This is a genomic window from Aliiglaciecola aliphaticivorans, from assembly GCF_054782055.1.
In genome coordinates this window covers 1-22,092 of the sequence record NZ_BAAGTF010000043.1, presented here as the reverse complement: position 1 = coordinate 22,092, position 22,092 = coordinate 1, and the positions used below count along the sequence as shown (strand labels likewise).

The following is a 22,092-nucleotide window of genomic DNA, read 5'->3' as shown; positions in this document are numbered from 1 at the left end:
CTTTTTAGCTCAACGGATATTGCTACATAAACGTTTTAAAGTCACAGCAGCAATGCTCCTAGCAGCGCAAAATGCGCTACTCAAGGAAACAATATGTGTATAAAAGATGTGGGGAGCCTACAGGCTAAAGCCCCACCTACAGGTGTGGCGTTGTAGCATGGTCTTTAGGCCATGTAGCCCTAAGATATCCAGATATCTACTTTAAACTTATTGCAGAAACAGAATTTTTGATAAATTCAATCACGGTTATGAGTTCTTCAATATGGTTATTTTCGATCACATTTAAAAAAATACGCACGTTAAAATCACAGGGAATATCTAACTTCACCAATCCTGGGTAGTTTCCCGTTTCCGGTAATAATGTACAGCCGTTTTCAGCGGTCGTTAATTGGCCAAGTCCTATTTGATAAGAGCTGGTTTTTAATCGCGCATTTCGGCATGGGGGGAATTGTTGATAAATCTTTTCAGTGACTTTATGACTCCATTCAATATGTACATATTCTTCTAGATTTAAACTTTTAGATTTGGCAAAAAAACGCAAGGGTATTTCGACAATTTGCGTCGTTTCAACGTTATCCAGTTTTAAGGGTTCTGTGGTGAAGGCCATATCTATGGTCCGTTCATGCAGCTGACGTGACAATAGCTCGGTATTGCCTAAATCTGTTCTAAGTGAAATTTGCGGAAATTGATGTGCCACATCACATAATATTTTATCAAGACTTAAATAGAATGCATTTGGAGTGGTTGCTACACCCAAGAAGCGGGCGCTTTTATGATTTAATGCTTGTTTTGCTTCAAGGAGTTTAGCAGACAACTGTTTTGCATAGGGAATGAGTTGTTCACCTGCCGGGGTAAGCTGAATACTGTTTCGATTACGAATGAAAAGCGATGTATTAAAGTACTCTTCAAGTAGCTTTATTCTAGCACTGACAGCAGATTGGGTGAGATATAAGTTGTCTGCTGCTTTACCAAAATGGCGTGTATTAGCAACTTCCAAAAAAGTACTAAGAAAACGGATATCCACAACAAATTCACGAATTTAATTAGGTTACCCGTTTAATACTTTAAATATCTATTTTAAGCAAGCTTTACGGATAGCTTGTTGGTTCTAACTTAGTGATACTGCGATTGTCTATCTCGCTCTCGACTCAACCTTTTACTATCTCGCTTACGTTTTGCAATATCATTTGTGCGTTTGTTTTGATGCTGCGCGTCAGAATCACTATACATCCAATCAGAATTTTCAAAGTCTTCCTTTTCGCGTCTGTAATCTTTACTCATTTTGGCTCACCAGTTAAACATTTATTACCCAAATCAAGGCAGAACAGAGCGTATCTAAATTCAAGCCTGCTTGAGCATCAATATCATTGCAACTTCCCTCGGGGCTGTGAAACAAAAAATATTTATCTTAAAGATAAATATTTTTTTGCGGAATTGGTATTAGATTTGTTTGGCGGGAATTATATCTGCGTGAGCATGGTTAGTAGGCCACAGGTTCCGATTAGGTTTTATCGCGTTTGTAGCATGGTCTTCAGGCCATGGATTTAGCGGGTTTGTGCGGGCCTAAAGCCCCCACCTACAGGTATGGGGTTGTAGCATGGTCTTCAGGCCATGGATTTACCGGGTTTGTACGGGGCTAAAGCCCCCACCTACAGGTGGAAGAGAATTCACAGGGTGAACCTCCGAAACAGCCCATTTATGCGACGAACCATCCAACGCGGATAATGGGTGGCATATTGAACCAGCATTTTATTGGCCAACTTATCTAGAAAAACAACATCACCATTCATCATCGCTTTGTATGCATCACTGGCTAGAGCCTCAGGTTGGGCTTTTAGAAATTTCGGAATGTATTTTTCTACTCCATGGGCGTTACTCAACATTTTTGTTTCGGTTATGCCAGGACACACACAGGTCACAGTGACGCCTGTACCCTTAAGATCTTCGGAAATCCCTTCGCTGAATGACAGTACAAATGCTTTACTAGCACCATAAGCGCTAAAGTTCGGGGTGGGCATGAAACTAGCAATGGATCCTAAATTAACAATTCTACCTTCACCCCTGGCTACCATTGGGGTTACGAAGACCCGCGTCATATTTACTAAACTTTGAATATTCAATTGAATCAGGTTGTTGAGTGTTTCTGTATCGGCTTGTTGAATGGGATCTATTTGCATCATGCCAGCGTTGTTGACCAAAATATCAACTGTTAATTTGTCTTTTACTAACTGTTCATACAGGGTTTGCGCACTTTCTTTAAGGCTTAAGTCAAGTGGATACACGTGACAAGTTACCGCATATTTTGCATTTAGATAAATCGATAATTCATTTAACTTTTGCTGATTTCGGGCAACTAAAATTAATTCATGCCCATGTTTGGCAAAGGTTTCAGCGAAACTTCTACCAATTCCTTCTGATGCACCTGTGATTAAAGCTGTGTTTAATTTACTCATGGTGATTCCTGTTTTGCCAGACGATGTAGCTTTTTAACCCTATCCCATTGAGTTGAAAATTGTAGTTCATTTAAATGGAAAACTCTCTGATGGTTATTTTAGAGTAATCTTTTTGTGTGTTTTTTGCACTATAATTGGTTTGGCTGATACTCAATAGCTATGCTTAATACGTAACAAAGGAATTGGAACATGCAAGCTGAATATGAAGAAGTTGCAACTAAAGGAGGCTCTCCAAGAACTAGGGGAGAAAAAATAGTAGACCCAGAACTTGATGACCTAGTGGAAGCACCAAATAAATCTGCTTTTCCTAAAGTGAGATTTTTTGCGGCTATTGGGGTGATACTTTTAGGTATAGTGTTGTGTTTAATTATTTCTGCATTTAGTCCATTAAATCCCACTCCTGTTATCACACCGTTCAATATTTTCAGTGCCAAGAGTTGGTATTACCCTATCGAGCGAAACGCTGTATTAAGGTTGAACATAGTCGATACCTCCTCCAAGCTGCGCGCTTACAAAGTGAATGAAAGACAACTTAGTTTACAGTTTGAAGATGGAAGCTTGTTGTATTTGCCTCATAAAAATAATCAAGAGGCCAATCAAAACTCCCAACAACCTAAGTTACCCAACTTAACGCAGAACGTTACCCTGCCAAGCAATAGTGGAGATGCAACCCAAACGTGGTTATCTGAGTTAAGCACCCTGTTTTCCCCCGTTCTACAAGCAGATATTGAGATTCAAAGAGTAAATGTAATTGGCTATGTGTCACCCAGTCAGCCCATTACTAATGATGATTTAGACAGACTAAGACAATCCCCTAATAACGCAAAAGCAGAAGCTCCTAAACAGCAAAAAATTGCTTATAACGCTGATTATGCCCAGCAGCAATCAATTGAATTAGCGCAATCTGTTGCCGAATTCATTGCTTCTTATTTTGCTGTTTCTCCCTCTTTGATTGAAGTGACTGGGTATGGCTTTGAGCGTCACTATACAGATGATTGGCAAGTTGGGTCCGGTCCTAGTAGTGGGGTCTTTGTGTCTATTATACCTGCTATGTCAACGATTTCTGAATTGCCGTGGACGCCATTTTCATCTTCCCAAGACGAACCACTTATTATACAAAGTGCACAAAATGAAAATTGGACAGTTTATAATTCTGAAATCGTTGTCTTTGAAGATGGAAGTGGGCAGCAAACCACTGAATTAGTTTTGCCTAGCGCTCTGTACCGTATTTGGGCAATAGAACCTCAAATTCCAAATAGTGCAAATTGGATGAATGACATAAAAGCCTCAGAACATCAGGTTTTTCCGTCTCCACTGGCGCTATTGCTATTGGCTATCAGTATTTTTACAGCGTTAAGAATGTTGGTGGTCAAGCATGGGAAAAAAGATGTGGAGGTTATAGAGTCGCAAAAATTGATTGATAGCTTTGTCTCAGACTCCCCAGCCAATGATTTAGCTCAAGACAAGTTAGGGTTTATCGAGATCTCCTCAGCGTTATCCCGTTTTTTACGAAATGCTGGCACCAAAGCGCCGCTAACGTTAGCCATAACCGGAGTGTGGGGAAGTGGTAAATCGTCGTTAATGTATTTTTTAAAACAAAATTTGGAAAGTTTTCGACTTCATCCTGTTTGGGTGAATGCTTGGCATCACCAAAATGAAGAGCAGTTTCTGGCTGGTTTATTGAATGCCATTCAAGGCAATGCGATCCCTTCATTTTGGACGGCGGCAGGCCTGTTATATCGTTGGAATTTGTTAAAAATGCGATGGACCGAAGCGCCCTTCTTTTTCTTTTCTGTGTCCGTCATATTTTTGTGTTCGTTAGGATACATAGTGACATCTGGCGAAGCATCATTGAAACCATTTTCAAATTTGTCGGCTGAAGCTATTCCCTATTTGGGTGCAGTATTTGGTGCGTTTTCAATACTAAGGGGGGGTATGGATCGTATTTCTGGATTGATTAATACCAATATCTTAAAAACCCTATTACGCAGTCCAGGCAGCAACCTTGATCTTCGGGCAAATGTAGGATTGAGAGAAAAATTTGCCAAAGAATTTAATCTATTATGCAACGCCCTGGGCGATAGTACCCTGACTATATTTATCGATGATTTAGATCGATGCAAAGAACAGCGCATCATGGATGTAATGGAAACCATAAATTATCTCGTTTCCAGTGGTAATTGTTACATCATAGTGGGGATGGAGCGAGAGCCCATTGAAAACGCTATCTGCAGTTATTATCAAGGCACCCATCAAGACTTAGAGCAAGATGCTCTAAGATCAAAGGCGAAACGCTATCTTGAAAAAATCATTAATATTGAAATTCCTGTTCCAATTGCTAACGGCGAGCAATTTGATGGATTAGTGGCTGATAGTGTAGAAACACAATCCTCATCTAGCTTCCCTTGGGTCAAACCCCTAGGACTATTACTAGTGTTTATTTTTAGTTTGGTTTTGGGAAGTTATCTTTCAAGTGTCTTAAATTCAAAAAACAGTGACAATAATCAGGCTGCTGTTGAGGTTAATCAGACGATTGGCGGCAACTATGACAAGCCACCCCCAGATCCTGAATCTGACAGTATCAATACGCAAACTTCTGATCTATCAGTGCAAACTGGAGAAGACGCACAAATGACCCAACAGAACGCCCCGCAAATATTGGAGTATGCAGTGTTTGCTTCTGAGCACTACTATGTTCAGGCTGTAATACCAGTACTATTTTTGGCATTTATCGCCCTGTTAATTCGCGTTGAGCGCTTTCGACAACGTAAACGTATAGTCGAAAACGATTCAGATGAATTTCTCAATACTGTTTCTATTTGGGCGAAAGCCCTTGGTCTTTCCCACCGAACACCGCGAAACATCAAACGCTATGTGAATAGGGCGCGTTATTTGGCAATGCGCAATTACGAATCTGGTGCGGGTATTCGAGAAGCTAATTTAGTGACACTGGCTGCCATGTTAGAGTTTGCCGGAGACAAGGGAAACGAAGACAGCAATTTACAAAATGTCGATATTCCTACTATCGAAGATAAAGGATTGGCGCTACAGGTAGCCTCATTGCTCAATCAATCTGAGAACATTGATACCAAGAAACGTCGAACATTTTTATATTGGGTACGAGGAGTGAACGTTAATTAACCCGCGTATTTGATGAAAGATAATGAAAATGGCTCGTGCACAATAATGTTAACGAGCCATTTAAGGGAGTGTTGAAAGGCGGTCTACATTTTATAACGCATACCCACAAACATCTTGCGACCCCATTCTGAGTATGAGCCTGGCACGCTGCTCGTACCGTTGTAGCTGTGCCAATTGTCATTCAGCAAGTTATCCAATTGCACATAGGCTTCTAGGTGCGCACTAAAGGAATAAGTCGCTGAAGCGGACACCCAAGTCATAGGGTCAGCTGTTCCTTTGTAAGGAGTTTCAGTGACTAAGTTTAACGGCGACCAATGGCTTAACACGAAACTTTCCGTGTGTGACCCAGAAATACTTAAACTTAGATTGTCAGTGTTATACATCAAATTTAGCGAATAAGAGGTATCTGGGATGCCCGCTAGAACACCAATTTTTGTGCCTCCTTCATAGGACTCAGTATCTATGTAGGTATAGTTTGCGTTGATGCCAAAACCAGAATCAAAGAAGTGTTGCAATGAAAATTCATAACCAAGAACTTTAGCCGTATCGAGGTTTTTAGGTTCAAATACATTAAATGGTGTATCGACATAGCCCGTTTCTATCCATGGTTGCGGATTTTCAACGGGATAAACCGGTCGGTTTGCTTGATCTTCTTCATTGGGATAGACATTTTGCCAATCTTGCACAAAACCTTTGATATCTTTTTGGAAAATAGCTGCTGTTAGGGCTGAACCTTCAGCAAAGTACCATTCTAAAGATACATCAGATTGTTTCGCTTTTACGGGAGATAATTTAGGGTTTCCCACACGGTTGAGGATAAATTCTCCCCATGCCGCTGAGCCGTCATCCACTTGGGTTGATAGTTGATCTAACGAAGCCCTAGCCATTACTTCAGCATAGGATAAACGCAGAAGTAACGTATCCGACAATTCAACAGCAAAATTAACTGAAGGAAGTAATTCTGAATAGCCATTCTCTACTGAAATTGCAACAGGATCATAGTGTTCTACAACCCATACCCAAGCCGCAGGCGCGCTAACTTTTTCAATTTCCCACAACCAGCCATTTGAAGTGGTGTCGGTATTAACATAGCGCAATCCTGCGTTTCCTGACCATTCCATACCAGCAATTTCACCTAACAAGTTGCCTTGGATGAAAAAGGATTTGGTATCTTCGATAACTTCAAACGATTCGTTTGGATTAAAACGCCCTTCATCCGCATCTGAAAATCCTTCTGGGTAAATTTCACCGGTAAAACGATTGATAACATCTGGATTATTATCTGAAGCTTCTAAAGCCGCTTGATAAGCATCAATGTCAAATCCAACAAACTCCCTAGGGAAATCACCAGAGACATCACTTAAAAAGTCATCAATGGGGAAACCTTGTACCACATCAACCCCCGTATCTGCGAAGGTAAAAGGAGCGTTACTGTATAGTGTTTGAGCATGTTGATTGTCAATCTTTACCCGATCTTTACTACGCTTATTATAAACTGCGCCAAATTCAATACTGGAAACCACAGGAATATCTAAAAATAACTCCCCTACAAGTGATCCCCCTATTACTTCATCTTCAATGTTTACACCGTTTGTTTGGGAATAGTGGGGGCCGAATTGACTATCGTTAACTAAATCTCCCATGCTACTAATTGCATCATCTGCAAAATCGATGATGACATTAGGTAAACCGCCTTCGGTCAAGCTAAAGGTTGCAGTGTTTGGCACTCCACCGATTCCATGTGCAACCACAAATTTATCTTTTCCACCAGCATCTCTTTTAGCGTTAGAAAGGTATACATCACCGGTAACAACAAACTTATCGGTAACTTCAAACTTTCCGTTCAAACCTACTTGATAGGTATCAACCACTCGGTGTTCTGTGATAGTCACTAATTCTGGAATTAAATTGTCCATGGTCATGCCTGTGACCACTGTACCTTGTGGATTTAGCTCAGTTGCGATTCCACCATAAGTTGCATCACGCCAGCTTGCTGCTTGGCCTACCAAATAGTATGACTCGGTATAACCTTGAGATGGGGCATCTAAGCGAGTCCAAAGAAAATCTGCATTAATATCAACTTTTGAACTGGGTTGATATTGGAAAGCGCCAGAAAAAGCCATTCGTTTCTTTTCTTCAATTTGCGCAGTGTAGGCAACTACATTGGGTATGATTAATTCATTAGAGGCATCTTGCCAATTAACCACACCGCCATCACTGTTATCATGATCCCACCCCCAGTTAACACCATAGTTTAAGTCAGAGAGGGAGTCAGTTCGGGTTGGTGTATTACTAAACAACGCTGAGAATAGAAACCCCATTGTGTCATCTGCGAAGGTGTTGCTACCAACTGCAGTAAATTTGTATCCGTTTTTATCGGCTTTATCACCATAATGGCCTTCTACGGAAAATGAACCCTGCAGACCTTTGTTGTCAAAAGGGCGAGCTGTTCTTAAATCAATTGCACCACCTATGCTCCCCTCCAGCGTTGACGCTTTCACTGACTTGTGAACCCAAGCTTCTGATATCACTTCCGAAGGTAAAACATCAAAGGCAAATTCACGTCCACTTTGATCTGTTGCCATAATACGACCATTGATCGTCACGATACTAAACTCAGGGCCTAAACCTCGGATATTAACGCCTTTACCCTCGCCACCACTGGTTCTGTCAATTGTCACCCCAGTAATATGAGACAATGAATCTGCTACATTGGCATCAGGAAATATCCCTAATTCTTTGGCAGTAATCCCATCAACAATGGAATCACTGGAGCGCTTTAAATCTAAGGCCTTAATTAGACTCGCTTGAGTTGATGTAACAGTTATGACTTCTGTTTCATCCGTGGTGTTATCAATTGCATCTTGAGCGTGAACATTAGTGCAAATCAAGGCCACAGCAATGGCTAACGATGTCTTACTAAAGTGAGTATTCATGTATCCCTCTTATCTATTATGGTGATTTAAATGAAAACAAATCTAACGAAACAATAACCAAGTTTAATTTAACATTTAACATTTTTTAAATAAAATGCAATATAATGAAATTGTGAGTGGAGTTGATTTGTATCTTTTAAGCTAATTTTTATCGCTTTCTTAAATCTTTCAATGCGTGGTTTTTGTTCGTTTTATAGCCTGAAGGGCTCGATTTTAAACGCTTTAGTAATTTGGGTTTTCGCGGCTAGGCCGCTTCAAATATGTGTGTAATAAAGAATTGAAAAATATTGATAAATAAATTTAATTACCTTTATAAAACCGAAAGGGTTATCTTTTCTGGTGTTTCATTAGGTTTCTTTTTGGTGTTTTTCCAACTTGGAAGTATCAGTTGAGTCATTTTTGCTTTCGTCATCTAAGGTGTTTTGTTGTAGTACAGGCTTTAGCCCGTAGGCCGCAGTTTGACGTCATCTAAGGTGTTTTGTTGTAGTACGGGCTTTAGCCCGTAAGCCGCAGTTGCGACGTCATCTAAGGTGTTTTGTTGTAGTACGGGCTTCAGCCCGTAGGCCGCAGTTTGAGGTAATCTAAGGTGTTTTGTTGTAGTACGGGCTTTAGCCCGTAAGCCGCAGTTTGACGTCATCTAAGGTGTTTTGTTGTAGTACGGGCTTTAGCCCTTAGGCCGCAGTAGCGACGTCATCTAAGGTGTTTTTTGTAGTACGGGCTTTAGCCCGTAGGACGCAGTTTGACGTAATCTAAGGTGTTTTGTTGTAGTAAGGGCTTTAGCCCGTAGGCCGCAGTTGCGACGTCATCTAAGGTGTTTTGTTGTAGTACGGGCTTCAGCCCGTAGGCCGCAGTTTGAGGTAATCTAAGGTGTTTTGTTGTAGTACGGGCTTTAGCCCGTAAGCCGCAGTTTGACGTAATCTAAGGAGTTTTTTGTAGTATGGGCTTTAGCCCGTAGCCCGTAGCCCGTAGGCCGTAAGCCCGCAGCCGTATATGGGAGTTGTGCTTTTAAAGCCCCAATCTAAACACCTTGCAAACGCTTAAGGGCTGAGGCTGATAATGCTTTGCCCGATAGTTTAGCAGCATAAATGGCTGCACCAATAACGGGGGAAAAAGCAGGTTGTTGAATACGATATGTACTTGAAAATTCTTGAAGGGCATTAGCAAATGGTTTAGTGATAAAGTCGTTGGCGCTAAAAGCCCCACCAGAAAAGCTTACTTTTACCTCTTCATCCTTTGAATACTGCAAGGCTTTGCGGGTACCTTCTACGATTTCAGCCAACTCTTCCCCAGCATCGGAAAAGATCTTTTTGGCCAATGTGTCTCCAGCTACAGCCGCTTCATATACCAGAGTTGATATTTGTGCAATTCTTCCCCTAGAACCTTGCCACTTGGTCAGAACTAGTGCTGACATATCCAGATCATTGGTAATCTCAAAAGTATCTTTTAGCTTATAATATAGTGGACCTTTGCTATCGCGCCCATCACTCATACGAGAAAATAGCATGAGACCTTTGCGACCAATCCAATAGGCCGACCCTTCGTCACTAAATAGCTCTCCCCAACCACCGCATCTCGCACTTTTTCCAGCGCGCATACCATAAGCAATGGAGCCGGTACCCGCGATCATGTTAATCCCATCTTCGCCAGCAAAGGCCGCCGCCCACGCGTTGACCATATCATTATCACACTGATAGTTTTGTTGCGGTAGGATGTCAGACGGAAGGGTGGCTAAACTTGGATCTATTTCACTATCCTCGCCAAAAGCAGGCAACCCCAGGAAACCATATTCTAGTTCATCGACTGTTTTACCAGCTTTAGATAGTACCGCAGAGATACCTCTATTTATGACGGCTTTTGCTCCCTCAATTCCCACCTCAACATGATAGCAGGTGGGCTCCTGATGACTAGCGAGTAGATCACCCTGAGCGTTAATTATGGCAAATGCCGTTTTTGTTCCGCCACCATCTACACCTAAAAACATGGTTATCTCCTGAGAAACAATTACTAGATTACAAAGCGTGAATATTTACGCCTTTTACAACACGGTTTACCGTACCTGAAGCGCTCGGATTATCAGGTTTATTTCCAATGCTAAGTGCATTGAAAAAGCCAAATACTTGGGCGCAAGCAATAAAAGGTAAAAGTAAAAAGCGGTCTGATAGACGTGCCATGTTATCAAATACAATTTCATTTTCCTGTGGGATCATGGGGATTGTATCTGCGCGCAAGGTAAGAACATGTCCGGCTTCGTTATCAGCTTGCAATTCTTTGACTAAATCAAGATCATATTGTCGAGTAAGCGGATTGTTAGAGATGTATACAATAACCAAGGTATTTGCATCTATCATGGCTTTAGGTCCGTGGCGAAACCCGAGCGGGGAATCAAAACACGCCATAGTCTGACCATCGGTTAATTCTAACAACTTCAATGCACTTTCTTGGGCTAAGCCTTTAAACGTGCCACTGCCCAAATACACTACACGACTAAATTTTCTATCTGCCAATTTCGACAGCGGTAATACTTGGTTATTTAAAAGTTTTGTCGTGGCAACAACCGCTTGATTAAGCCCTTCTTCGAAATTTTGCGAGGGACAGAACAAATAAAGCGCACTAAGCAGCATTGAACTAAAACTAGAGGTCATTGCAAAACTGCGGTCATTTGTTTGTTCAGGTAAAAACAACGCGAGTTTATTGTTACCTTCACAGCGCTTGGCCAGCTCACCTTCACTGTTGCAAGTTATTGCCACCTGATAACATTCGTCAACCAGTTGATCGGCATATTCTAATGCTGCCACGCTTTCAGGACTGTTTCCAGAGCGTGCGAACGAAACCAGTAGTGTAGGTATGTTAGCCTGAAAATACTCAGACGGATTGGAGACCAAATCTGTAGTCGGAATAGCTTCGACTCGTTTACCCAATTCGTGCATTGCAATGGGAGTAACGCACTGGCCAACAAAAGCGGATGTTCCAGCACCAGTGAAGATGATACGGATATCTGACTTGCTCAATATAGGCTTTAAAAAAGCTTCAATTTGTTGCTGTTGAGATTGCAACAATTTCAAGGTTCCTCGCCAACACTCAGGCTGTTGAGTGATTTCTTTGGCTGTCCAATAGCCATCAAGTTGTGCTAATTTTTCTTCGGAAAAGGTTAGGTATTTCATAGTTTGCTGCATTCCTTGATCAATTGGCTGACTGCGAGTAACAGGCGGCAGAATATTGGTTTAGTACTAACGATATTTTGTGAAAGATAAACCCTTTGATGGAACTATCTATTTCACCGGCTACTAGCGCCTTGTGTTGTTCTGGCAAATATTGACTAATAAGTGTGAGCGGCGGCGGACTCTGTTCAAGGTTTTCTATTAATTGTGATAGCGCCTTGTTCACCTTTTCATCAGGCCAGTAATAGCGAATTCTGTCGCTCAAACTGTATTTGCAATCCAATTCTTGCTGTCGGCTGTCTTGGGAGTAATACTTCTTCCAATAGCTATCATTTTCGTGCATTGCCGTTAATAGCGTGCTTTTTAGATTGCTGCAGTCGTTTGCGCCTATCCATTCTCGTTCAATACACTCTAATGCAAAACAAGCTTCTCTAAACGCGAAAGTTAGCCATGGACCTACTTTCAAAATTCCAAAATGCGCGGATACTAAATCGGCTAGATGCTGTTGGGTTTGATAGTCTGTGGAATGGGCTTCGAATACCATATTATCGTGGTGACTTATCATTTCACTCAAACTACGGGCTTTATCTGGTACAAAGGCATCTATTTTGTGTAAGCCAAACTCCACTCCCGGTTGCACCACTAAGCCTATAATTCGTGGCCAAACATATGACAGCCCAGCTTCTGAAAATGTGTCTTGGTGAATCGCGATTGTTGTTTTAGCATCTTCAACTGAAGTCAGGTCTAACTCTTCAGAGTCATCTTGCGTTCCGCCAGGTACTGGAACCTCGGTTCCAATAACATAGACTGGCGCTTCACCGCCTGTTTCTTTCCATGCTTTTTCTGCAACTAAACAAAGCCTTGCTGCGCGTTTTGCGACTTCCTCATCTCTCAGTGGAATGGGATCATCACTACATGACATTGAGCAATCTAAGTGAATTTTACCAAAGCCAGCGCGAACATATTGAGCAATTAATATTTCTGATTTTGCCATTGCCTCTTTGGCAGTTAAATGTTGCCAGCAGTTTGGCCCTAAATGGTCACCACCGAGTATGATTCTATCTTCTTGAAGACCAACACGTTTCGCCATCGAAAGTACCATATTGCGAAAATCGATAGGTGTCATGCCGGTATAACCACCATCTTGGTTAACTTGGTTAGAGGTTGCTTCAAGTAATAAAGTTTCATTATGTAATATTACATGCTTCATTGCAGCTTCTATTACTAAGGCATTCGAGGTGCAAACCGAGTAAACTCCAGCCTTAAGCCCTTTTTTTTGTTGGCTTACCATATCCAATAATACTTTCATTTCACCTCCGTAATCGTTGGTTATAGCTTACATTGGCAAAAATTATGGGGTATAAAGGCGATTATGTAAATAAAAAAGTTACATTAAATTTCATTTGGTTGGTTTGTGTCTTTTTCTTTCTTGTTTTAATACTTGTTTTTTACTTTTAAAGCAATGGGTTATGTTATTTTTGCTTTTTTATGTTTCATTTTGTATTGACATTGGTTTCATTGATGGCCAATATTGTTTCCGAAAGACGACATGCTGTAACTCAAATAAATAACAAAGCTAGTTCGTTTCCAACTATCAGGTGACAAGGTGATACCCATGAATACACATAAAAACACAATATTTAAACAATCAACTTTAGCGTGCGCAGTCGTATTGGGGCTAAGTGCTCCACAAGTTAACGCTCAGCAAAGTGACGAAGATACCGAAGTCATCGTAGTAACGGCCGTTCGTGGTAGTTTAGAAAAATCCGTTTCTATAAAACAAAATGCAAAATCTTTAGTAGATTCCATTGCAGCACAAGAGTTAGGGCGTTTTCCTGATGATAATGTCGCAGATTCCCTTTCTCATATTTCGGGTATTACTGTCAGCCGAACTCGAGGAGGGGAAGCTCAATACGTGAATATTCGGGGTTTAGGACCAGAGTTTAGTATAGTCACTCTTAATAACCGTATTCTTGCGACTGATGACGGCGGGCGTAATTTTGCGTTCGATGTAATTCCATCTGAAATGATCAATGGCGCCGATGTTTGGAAAACCGTTGAAGCTAAGGGAATCGAAGGAAGTATCGGTGGCGCGGTTAATTTAAAATCTGCAAAAGCGTTAGAAAATCCAGGGCAACACGGTGTATTCTCTGCCACTGCCGATTACAATGACCTCTCTGAAGAGGTGGGCAAGAAGTTTAATGCTATTTATAGCACCACAAAAGACGACGAAACTTTAGGTTTTATTCTTGGAGTCACTCATGCAAGTGGAACTGAGCGTGCCGATGATATGTTCGATAATTTTGTTTTTGGTGTGCAAGATGAAATGTCCTATGATGTAGACGGTAATGGCATTATTAGTGACAATGAAGAAAATCTAGTTATTCCAGGGTCTTATGCCTTGGGTTCTTACGCTACTGATTTTACTCGAACGGGTGTTAATTCAAATTTACAATGGCGTCCGAATAATAAGTTGCAAGTTAGTGCTGATATTATGCTAACCAAGCTGGAAGCAGACTCCACCGGTTATACCCAATCTTTCTATATGGCCGATGAGAGTGAGGCACAAAATCGCTTATCTAACATCGTCCTTGATGGCAATGTGATTACTGCCATGGACATAGCTGATGTTAGTATGGAAGTCGTTACCCTAGATGAGCATCGTACCGTCGATACTTCTTTGTTTGGTTTAAATGCAAAGTACCAACTGACTGATGACTTAATTGTTAAAGCAGACGTTTATCGCTCTCAATCAGAGCGAGATTCAGGGGGAAAAAATACCTTCGTAGTGGCAGGTGCTCCAGGTGCTCATAGTGGACACTACGAACTAAATAATGGCGGTTTGCCAGATTACATCCCAACTTGGACTGAAGGTCGTAGCTCCGATGATTTTGGGAATGATGACTTCTCTCCCCATTGGGCGGCGCGAGACGGAAGTGATATAAAAGACACTGTTACTGGCGCTACTTTGGACGGCGAACTAAGTTTTGACCATGAGTTTCTTGTTTCCTTGGATTTTGGCGCTGCCTACACCAGCCGCAATAAAACCAATACCGCTTACGACAATTATGAATACGGTGCTTGTAATTACTGTGGTTACCCATTTACTTTTGGTGAAGTTGGCGCGGATGTGGTCCGTGACTTTCCTTACGATAACTTGTTTGCCGGAGAAGGTGCTAATATCCCGCGCTCTTTTCCCATTTTCAGTATTCCTGATTATGCTGCAGGCCTAGCTGCTTCAGACGGAATGACAATAGTTGATTACCTCGGTAATGAGCGCACTTTTGGAGAAAATGAATCCGCGCTTTGGGAGCCTATTTACAACCCAGTGAATTCTTACGATATTGAAGAAGATACAACCGCACTATATTTGCAAGCTAATTTTGAAGGTGATCGATGGTTTGCCAATGCGGGGCTGCGTTGGGTAAAAACTGAGGTTACTGCCATGTATTCTTATAACAATATTGAATCCATCCAGATTGTTAATCCAGACTCGTCGAACCCCTCTTGGGATGTAGAGTATTCGGATAGTGCGGCTCAGACTGCCAACGGAAGTTACAATAAAATTCTGCCGGCGATTAATTTCGGCTTTAACATTACCGATGATCTGCTTTTTCGGGCCGCCGCGGCGCAATCCTTGTCTCGTCCAACACTAGATCAACTTGCGCCACTAACAACAGATAATGCGCAATCTGGATTATTCACTATGGATATCAGTGGTAATCCAAATATTAAGCCGGTATTTTCTGACCAAGCAGATATGGCGCTGGAGTGGTATTTCGAAGAAGGTAGTTTGCTCAACGCGACGCTTTTCTGGAAAGAACTAGATGGTTTCATTACGTCGAACACCACGAGAGTTGAAATTGCCGGTGAGAGCTTTCAAGTCACCCAGCCGATCAATGGTGATTCAGCTGAAGTATTTGGGTTGGAACTTGGGGTTCAGAAATTTTTTGAAAATGGTTTCGGCTTTACGGCTAGTTATGCCTATACGGATACAAGCACTGTTGTAAATGGAGAAGATGCAGGGGCTTTACCAGGTGTTGCCGATACCTCTTATTCTTTCTCTGTGATTTATGAAAAAGACCGATTAAGTGCGCAGTTGGCCTTAGATTATACTGGCGATTTAGTTGTCGATGCATTTAGTCCTTTGGGAGACGATTACCAAACCACCATGGAAGAAAGCAAGATCATGTCGTTGTCGGTAAAATACGATATTACCGATTACTTGCAATTATCACTTGAAGGTCAAAATCTGCTAGATGAATCTAATCGTAGTTTCCAAGGTCGCCCCGATCTACCTGCCTCTATTCAACTATATGGTAGAACTTTTAAAGCAGGATTGCGCTACGACTTTTAAGTCTTGATAAACAGAGCCTAGGGACGTGAACTTAGGCTCTGTTTGCCGTAAAGGTCGTGAGTGGCTAACAGATACAATACTTAGGTTAGACAATAATAAGAACAAAATAGGAAGATAACAATGCAGTCAAAGAAATGGTTGATTTTTGCCATCATAACCACTGTCTCATGGGGATTTTGGGGGGCATTAACGGCAGTATTTGCTGATGAATCAATACCTTCTACTGTGGTATACAGTATTTGGGCTGTCACTATGATTATACCTTGTATAGTGGCTTTGAAACTCATTGATTGGAAGCTAGAAACGGACAAACGTTCTATTTGGCTGGGTTGTTGGATTGGCTTCTTAGGGAGTGGCGGTCAAATGTTATTGTTTTATGCCGTCACTGTTGGTCCTGGTTACCTTATATTTCCTATCGTTTCATTGTCACCCGTGATCACCATTGCGCTTTCTCTCGGGCTGCTTAAAGAACGCACGGGGTTACTCGGTGGAATAGGCATTGTTCTAGCAATGCTGGCGTTACCCCTGTTTGAGTATTCACCGGCGGGTGAAGAGCACAGCTACGGTATTCTATGGTTCCTACTCGCCCTGGGTGTAATGGCAGCATGGGGAGTTCAAGCATTTTGTATGAAACTGTCTAATCATCACATGAGTGCGGAAAGTATCTTCTTCTATATGACGGTCACTGCCGTTGCGTTAATACCGGTTGCTTACTTAATGACTGACCGTAGTGTCAAAGTTGATTACAGTTTTTCTATGTTATTTGAAACCGCGTCGGTACAAATATTAAATGCCATTGGTGCATTGTGTTTGGTGTATGCATTCCGCTACGGAAAAGCCATTGTGGTTTCGCCGTTAACCAATGCTGGCGCACCGCTGTTGTCTACAGTGCTGACCATCGTATTGTTAGATGTTATCCCAAACAACGTTAAAATCGCAGGTATTATTATTGCAACAATTGCTGCGCTCATTTTAGCTTTAGAGCCTGAAGAAAAGCCGGTAAATTCGACTATGGAAGGGCGTACTGGTGAATAAGCTTACTGCCTCATTAAGTTCAACCCTGATGATAATCGCGGCGACGACGCTGATTTCTTGTAGTCATTCTAACGTCGGCAACGATGAAATATCACAACACTACAGCATGTCTGATTTCCCCAAAGTTAAAAAATTTGATGCCCACGTGCATGCGAATAACCATGGGGCTGCATTTATTGAACAAGCACAAGTGGACAACTTTGAGCTACTTACCATTAATGTTGATTATCCTGATTTTCCGCCTATCGATGAACAACAAGATATTGCGTTATCGTTAACCCAAGACTACCCACAAACCATATTTTTTGCGGCTACTTTTTCAATGCGCAACTGGGACGATACTTCATGGGCAAAAGACGTGCAAAAGCGTTTAGATACGGCCCTTGTAAATGGCGCTAAGGCAGTCAAAGTGTGGAAGAATATTGGTATGTCCTTCCGTAACAATGCGCAGCAGCTAGTGATGATTGATGATCCAGGTTTGGATCCTATTTTTACCCATTTAAGTCAGTTACATTTACCCCTCATAGGGCATCAGGGAGAGCCCCATAATTGCTGGTTACCTATAGATCAAATGAGCGTGAATAACGACAAAGAATATTTTGCTGCGCACCCTCAGTACCACATGTATTTGCACCCGGAAATGCCCAGTTACGAAGCGCAAATGGCGGCCCGGAACAATATGTTGGATAAACATCCTCAGATGCGTTTTATTGGAGCCCACCTCGCTAGCTTGGAATGGAGCGTTGATGCCATATCGGAATTTTTGCAACGTTACCCTGATGCGACCATCGATCTCGCTGCCCGTATGGGACAAGTTCAAGCCCAGTCAGTAAAAGATCTAAATAAAGTCAGAGCATTTTTTATTGAATATCAAGACCGTATTCTTTATGCCACAGACCTAACTCACAGTCCTGGCGCTGCAGCGCAAGAGTTTAAAAATAGTGCCCATCAAAAATGGTTAGAAGATTGGCGTTACCTCAATACTGACAAGGAATTCAGTGTACCTGAGGTGGATGGCATGGTTACCGGCCTAAGACTACCTAAATCGGTGATAGATAAAATTTATTATCACAATGCCCGACGAGCGTTTAGCCTCAATTAATAACAATTAAAAAGAGCAGAAGGATCTTTGCAGACCCTTCTGCTAAACACTAGTACATGGAGAACATAAATGTCATTCAAATTTATTTCTAGATTGGCTGCAATCATAGTGTGCGTACCTCTATTGCACGCTTGTATTACTCCTGTTGATCAGGAAGATGAAGTCGTTAAAGTGAAAAATAGCGGTATTACCTTAGAATTCGATGGTCAATTGCACAGCCGTGTCTCTGCCACCCTAGGCAACGAAATGAAAGTGCTAGGGGATTATCAAGGTAGTGAGTATCTTGTTACCAAATCAGGTGAGCTCATCGATGATTTTATGTTGCTCAACAGTACACAACATCAGATTGACTCCAACTTAGGTTCTGGGATGCAAACCACTTTAGTTGGCGTCGCGTCCAATGGCTTACAAAAACAACTGCAAGTGCAGGCTTTCCCTAACTTTCCCAATACGTTGTTTATCCGAGTTACCTATAAAAATACAGCCTCGCAAAGTTTGATTATCTCTAAATGGGTACAGAATGCCTATCAACTTTCTGCAGCTGAAAACACACAGCAGACAGACTTAATGACTGCAATGACCCGTTCCGAACCAGATTTTTGGTCTTATCAAGGTGCTTCGTTCGCTGATCGTCGAGATTGGGTAATGCCTTTGCAACCCGGCTACGAGCAACAGAACTACATGGGAATGAACGCAACAGATTATGGCAGTGGTACTGCGGTGGCTGATATTTGGCGAAAAGATATAGGCTTGGCGATTGGTCATATTGATTTAGATCCTAAATTGGTTTCTTTTCCGGTGACTTACCCTGCAAATGAACATATCACCGAAAAAGCGGCGTATTTGCATGTTGAACTTGAAAAAACCGTGAAGCTAGCCCCTGGTGACGAATTAACCACCTTAGATACCTTTGTATCAGTCCATCAAAAAGACTATTACGCCACATTGAAAATGTATCGTAACGTAATGGCGAAGAAAGGGCTGGTTATGGCGGATGTTCCAGATTCAGCTTATGAGCCTATCTGGTGTGCTTGGGGATATGAACGCGACTTTAGTTTTGATGAAATACTGCAAACATTACCCAAAGCTAAAGAGCTGGGATTGGAGTGGGCAGTGTTGGATGATGGCTGGCAAACCGCAGAAGGGGATTGGTATCTTGATCCTGAAAAATTCCCTAATGGTGATGCAGATATGCAAGCATTTGTTGAAGACATTAAATCTGCTGGATTGAAAGCCAAGCTTTGGTGGGCACCTCTGGCTGTGGATCCTGGCACCGATATGATTGAACAACATCCTGAAATGTTGCTACTTAATAAAGATGGTAGTACTCGAGATGTTACATGGTGGGACAGTTACTATTTGTGCCCAGCGGATGAACGCGTTCGTCAACACAGTGTTGAGCTGGTTAAAAAGATGCTTGGCGAATGGGGATATGAAGGCTTGAAAATTGATGGTCACCATTTAAACGGCGTTCCTCCTTGTTATAACCCAGAACACAATCATGCCACTCCTGAAGCATCTGTTGAAGCCTTAGCTGATTACTGGAAGCTAATTTATGAGACAGCCATGGAAATCAATCCTGACGCGGTAATCGAAATATGCCCATGTGGTGACTCATACGCATTTCATAACCTCCCTTATATGAATCAAACCGTGAGCTCAGATCCTCTCACATCTTGGCAAGTCAGATTAAAAGGGAAAACACTCAAGGGATTAATGGGAGAATCAGCGCCTTATTATGGTGACCATGTTGAGCTAAGTGATAATGCTAGTGACTTTGCTTCATCCTTCGGCATTGGTGCAGTGTTAGGAACTAAATTTACCATGCCATCAGACAATGAAGCGGCACAACAGTTCTTGCTCAACCCGGAAAAAGAAGTCATTTGGAAGCAATGGTTTGATTTATATAATCAAAAAATGCTTCCCAAAGGTACTTACTTAGGTGAACTTTACGATATCGGTTTTGACCGCCCTGAAACCCACGTTGTAGCCAAAGACGGCAGTCTATATTTCGCTTTTTATGCGGATAGTTATACTGGAAGCCTTGAGTTACGAGGGTTAACTGCTCAGCAATACAAAGTGACAGATTATTTCCACGGTAAAGACCTTGGGGTGGTAACTGTGACCGATGGTAAAGCAAACTTAACTGCCAACTTTAACCAATTTCTATTGGTTGAATTAATACCATTGGGCGCCAATGGCAGTGAGTAAACTCATGATCCGTTGTTGTTTTTTACTGCTTAGTATATTTGCCAGTTCATTCTGTCTGGCAAATACTCAATCAAGCATGCAGGGGCAATTGGCCCCTAGCTTTTCCCTGGCGGATTTAAATAGTGATGTTCAAGTTGATCTTAAGAATTACAGAGGCAAAGTGGTCTATGTGGATTTTTGGGCATCATCCTGTTTTGCCTGCCGTAAGTCTTTTCCTTTTCTAAACAAACTGCGACATAAATATGCGCCACAAGGATTTGAAATTGTGGCGGTGAATACCGACCTAGCGAAACAAGATGCATTGAACTTTCTAGCTAAGTACCCTCTTAACTATCCTGCGGTATGGGATCAACACGGGACTTCATTTAGTGCTTACCAGGTAAGGGCTTTGCCCACGGGCTTTTTGATTGACGCATCGGGCAAAATTCGATTGGTTCACCTTGGGTTCTCGGAGCGTCATGAAGCTTATTTAATCGCTCATGTGGAAAAATTACTGGCTGAAATGATCGAGTAGAATTAGTGCTTTAGTAAACCCACATTAATCAATAAAAAGCACAGTGATAAACTTGGTTTTTACAAAATGAAAGTTACGTTGTGTTAAAGTTTCATTAGGATTAGAATAAACATTGTTCAAAATGAAACTTAAATAGGAAAAGGTAAAAGAATGCGCGACACCAGTCACAGACGTGAACACATAGCCCGAATGCTTAAAGAAAATGGAAGTGTTCAAGTGCTTCCTCTAATTGAGCAATTTAACGTATCTGGTGTCACCATTCGCAAAGATTTACGCTTTCTTGAAAATCAGGGAATTGCCACTCGCTGCTATGGCGGTGCCATGTTAAACGACAGTGGCGTGTTTGAAACTGAAACTACCTTTGATCGAAAACAAGCATTGCATGCTGAAGAAAAGTCGAGCATTGGTAAGGTCGCTGCCGGTTTAGTCCATGACGGTGATGCTATTATTTTAGACTCAGGCTCAACCACTCTTAAGCTAGCTTCGCATATTGGTGGTCGAGAGAATGTTACCGTTGTGACCAATAGTTTGAATATTGTCAACGAACTGAAACTTCAAGAGCACATAGAAGTAATGTTATTGGGCGGTACACTCAGACATAAAAGCCAGTCATTTTTCGGCAGTAGCGCGTTAGCCACCCTTAAAGACTTACACGTGGACAAACTCTTTTTAGGGGTAGATGGCTTCCATTTGGATAAAGGAATTTCTACCCATTTTGAAGCTGAATCCTTATTGAATCAGTTGATGTGCAAGGTTGCCAGTGAAATTATAGTCGTTACCGATTCCTCTAAATTTGGTCATGTTTGTCTGCATAAAATTCTAGAGCCTGCAGGAGTCAATCAAATTGTTACCGATAGTAATATTCCACCCGATTACCTAGATGGTCTGCGCCGAATGGGCATTAAAGTGACCCTTGTTGATGTGGATTAATGCTTTGGCACGGTCACGGGGCGGCGACATGGTCTTTAGACCATGGGTTTAGCGGGTTTACGCGGGGCGGTAGCATGGTCTTTAGGCCATGGATTTAGCGAGTTTGTGCGGGGCGGTAGCATGGCCTTCAGGCTGAGGGATCCCCACAAATAAAGAAGATAAGTGCCTGTAATTGCGTTATTTTGTTTCTACCAAAAAATAAAAAAACACCAAAACAGGCACCTAAGATGACATTATTGAATATCCAAGAGTTTG

Annotated in this window: 15 protein-coding genes; 7 read left to right on the top strand and 8 right to left on the bottom strand. The window is 41.8% G+C overall.

Going from position 1 to position 22,092, the window contains the following annotated elements; genetic code table 11:
- Nucleotides 1–196 precede the first annotated feature (196 nt).
- The 3 genes from ACYVIL_RS17830 to ACYVIL_RS17820 form a co-directional block, all read right to left on the bottom strand.
- A complete protein-coding gene (locus ACYVIL_RS17830; protein WP_303474927.1) occupies nucleotides 197–1,024 on the bottom strand; it encodes a LysR family transcriptional regulator in 828 nt (275 codons plus the stop codon).
- Between the two features lie 89 nt (nucleotides 1,025–1,113).
- On the bottom strand, nucleotides 1,114–1,281 hold the full coding sequence (locus ACYVIL_RS17825; protein WP_303474926.1) for a hypothetical protein: 168 nt from the start codon (nucleotides 1,279–1,281) through the stop codon (nucleotides 1,114–1,116).
- 386 nt (nucleotides 1,282–1,667) lie between these two features.
- On the bottom strand, nucleotides 1,668–2,453 hold the full coding sequence (locus tag ACYVIL_RS17820) for an SDR family NAD(P)-dependent oxidoreductase (RefSeq protein ID WP_460313867.1): 786 nt from the start codon (nucleotides 2,451–2,453) through the stop codon (nucleotides 1,668–1,670).
- A gap of 189 nt (nucleotides 2,454–2,642) precedes the next feature.
- Between ACYVIL_RS17820 and ACYVIL_RS17815 the strand changes: the two genes are divergently transcribed.
- Nucleotides 2,643–5,594: a KAP family P-loop NTPase fold protein gene (locus ACYVIL_RS17815; RefSeq protein WP_460313865.1), complete on the top strand. Its 2,952-nt coding sequence runs from the start codon at nucleotides 2,643–2,645 to the stop codon at nucleotides 5,592–5,594.
- A gap of 83 nt (nucleotides 5,595–5,677) precedes the next feature.
- Here the strand turns inward: ACYVIL_RS17815 and ACYVIL_RS17810 are convergent, their stop codons facing one another.
- The 5 genes from ACYVIL_RS17810 to ACYVIL_RS17790 form a co-directional block, all read right to left on the bottom strand.
- The gene (locus ACYVIL_RS17810; protein ID WP_460313863.1) at nucleotides 5,678–8,530 is read right to left on the bottom strand and encodes a TonB-dependent receptor; all 2,853 of its coding nucleotides are present in this window, start codon (nucleotides 8,528–8,530) and stop codon (nucleotides 5,678–5,680) included.
- A gap of 439 nt (nucleotides 8,531–8,969) precedes the next feature.
- Nucleotides 8,970–9,167 carry a hypothetical protein gene (locus ACYVIL_RS17805; RefSeq protein WP_460313861.1) on the bottom strand — a complete coding sequence of 66 codons (198 nt, stop codon included), beginning with the start codon at nucleotides 9,165–9,167 and terminating at the stop codon, nucleotides 8,970–8,972.
- 381 nt (nucleotides 9,168–9,548) lie between these two features.
- The gene (locus ACYVIL_RS17800; protein ID WP_460313859.1) at nucleotides 9,549–10,511 is read right to left on the bottom strand and encodes an N-acetylglucosamine kinase; all 963 of its coding nucleotides are present in this window, start codon (nucleotides 10,509–10,511) and stop codon (nucleotides 9,549–9,551) included.
- A 28-nt stretch (nucleotides 10,512–10,539) separates the two neighbouring features.
- Nucleotides 10,540–11,691, bottom strand: a complete 1,152-nt coding sequence (locus ACYVIL_RS17795; RefSeq protein WP_460313856.1) for an SIS domain-containing protein — start codon at nucleotides 11,689–11,691, stop codon at nucleotides 10,540–10,542.
- A 19-nt stretch (nucleotides 11,692–11,710) separates the two neighbouring features.
- Nucleotides 11,711–12,997, bottom strand: a complete 1,287-nt coding sequence (locus tag ACYVIL_RS17790; protein ID WP_303474920.1) for a D-tagatose-bisphosphate aldolase, class II, non-catalytic subunit — start codon at nucleotides 12,995–12,997, stop codon at nucleotides 11,711–11,713.
- A gap of 306 nt (nucleotides 12,998–13,303) precedes the next feature.
- On the opposite strand from ACYVIL_RS17790, the gene ACYVIL_RS17785 reads away from it, so the two are divergent.
- The 6 genes from ACYVIL_RS17785 (at nucleotide 13,304) to agaR (ending at nucleotide 21,837) form a co-directional block, all read left to right on the top strand.
- Nucleotides 13,304–16,045 carry a TonB-dependent receptor gene (locus ACYVIL_RS17785; protein ID WP_460313853.1) on the top strand — a complete coding sequence of 914 codons (2,742 nt, stop codon included), beginning with the start codon at nucleotides 13,304–13,306 and terminating at the stop codon, nucleotides 16,043–16,045.
- A 120-nt stretch (nucleotides 16,046–16,165) separates the two neighbouring features.
- Nucleotides 16,166–17,080 carry an EamA family transporter gene (locus ACYVIL_RS17780; protein WP_460313851.1) on the top strand — a complete coding sequence of 305 codons (915 nt, stop codon included), beginning with the start codon at nucleotides 16,166–16,168 and terminating at the stop codon, nucleotides 17,078–17,080.
- Complete coding sequence (locus ACYVIL_RS17775; protein WP_460313849.1) at nucleotides 17,073–18,182, top strand: amidohydrolase family protein; 1,110 nt, start codon at nucleotides 17,073–17,075, stop codon at nucleotides 18,180–18,182. The genes ACYVIL_RS17780 and ACYVIL_RS17775 overlap by 8 nt, the downstream gene beginning before the upstream one ends.
- 69 nt (nucleotides 18,183–18,251) lie before the next feature.
- On the top strand, nucleotides 18,252–20,393 hold the full coding sequence (locus ACYVIL_RS17770; protein ID WP_460313847.1) for a glycoside hydrolase family 36 protein: 2,142 nt from the start codon (nucleotides 18,252–18,254) through the stop codon (nucleotides 20,391–20,393).
- A complete protein-coding gene (locus tag ACYVIL_RS17765) occupies nucleotides 20,386–20,907 on the top strand; it encodes a TlpA family protein disulfide reductase (protein WP_460313845.1) in 522 nt (173 codons plus the stop codon). Before ACYVIL_RS17770 ends, ACYVIL_RS17765 begins: the two co-directional genes overlap by 8 nt.
- Nucleotides 20,908–21,057: 150 nt before the next feature.
- Nucleotides 21,058–21,837 (top strand): transcriptional repressor AgaR, encoded by a 780-nt coding sequence (gene agaR / locus ACYVIL_RS17760; RefSeq protein ID WP_303474914.1) that lies wholly within the window; start codon nucleotides 21,058–21,060, stop codon nucleotides 21,835–21,837.
- Nucleotides 21,838–22,092: the final 255 nt, after the last annotated feature.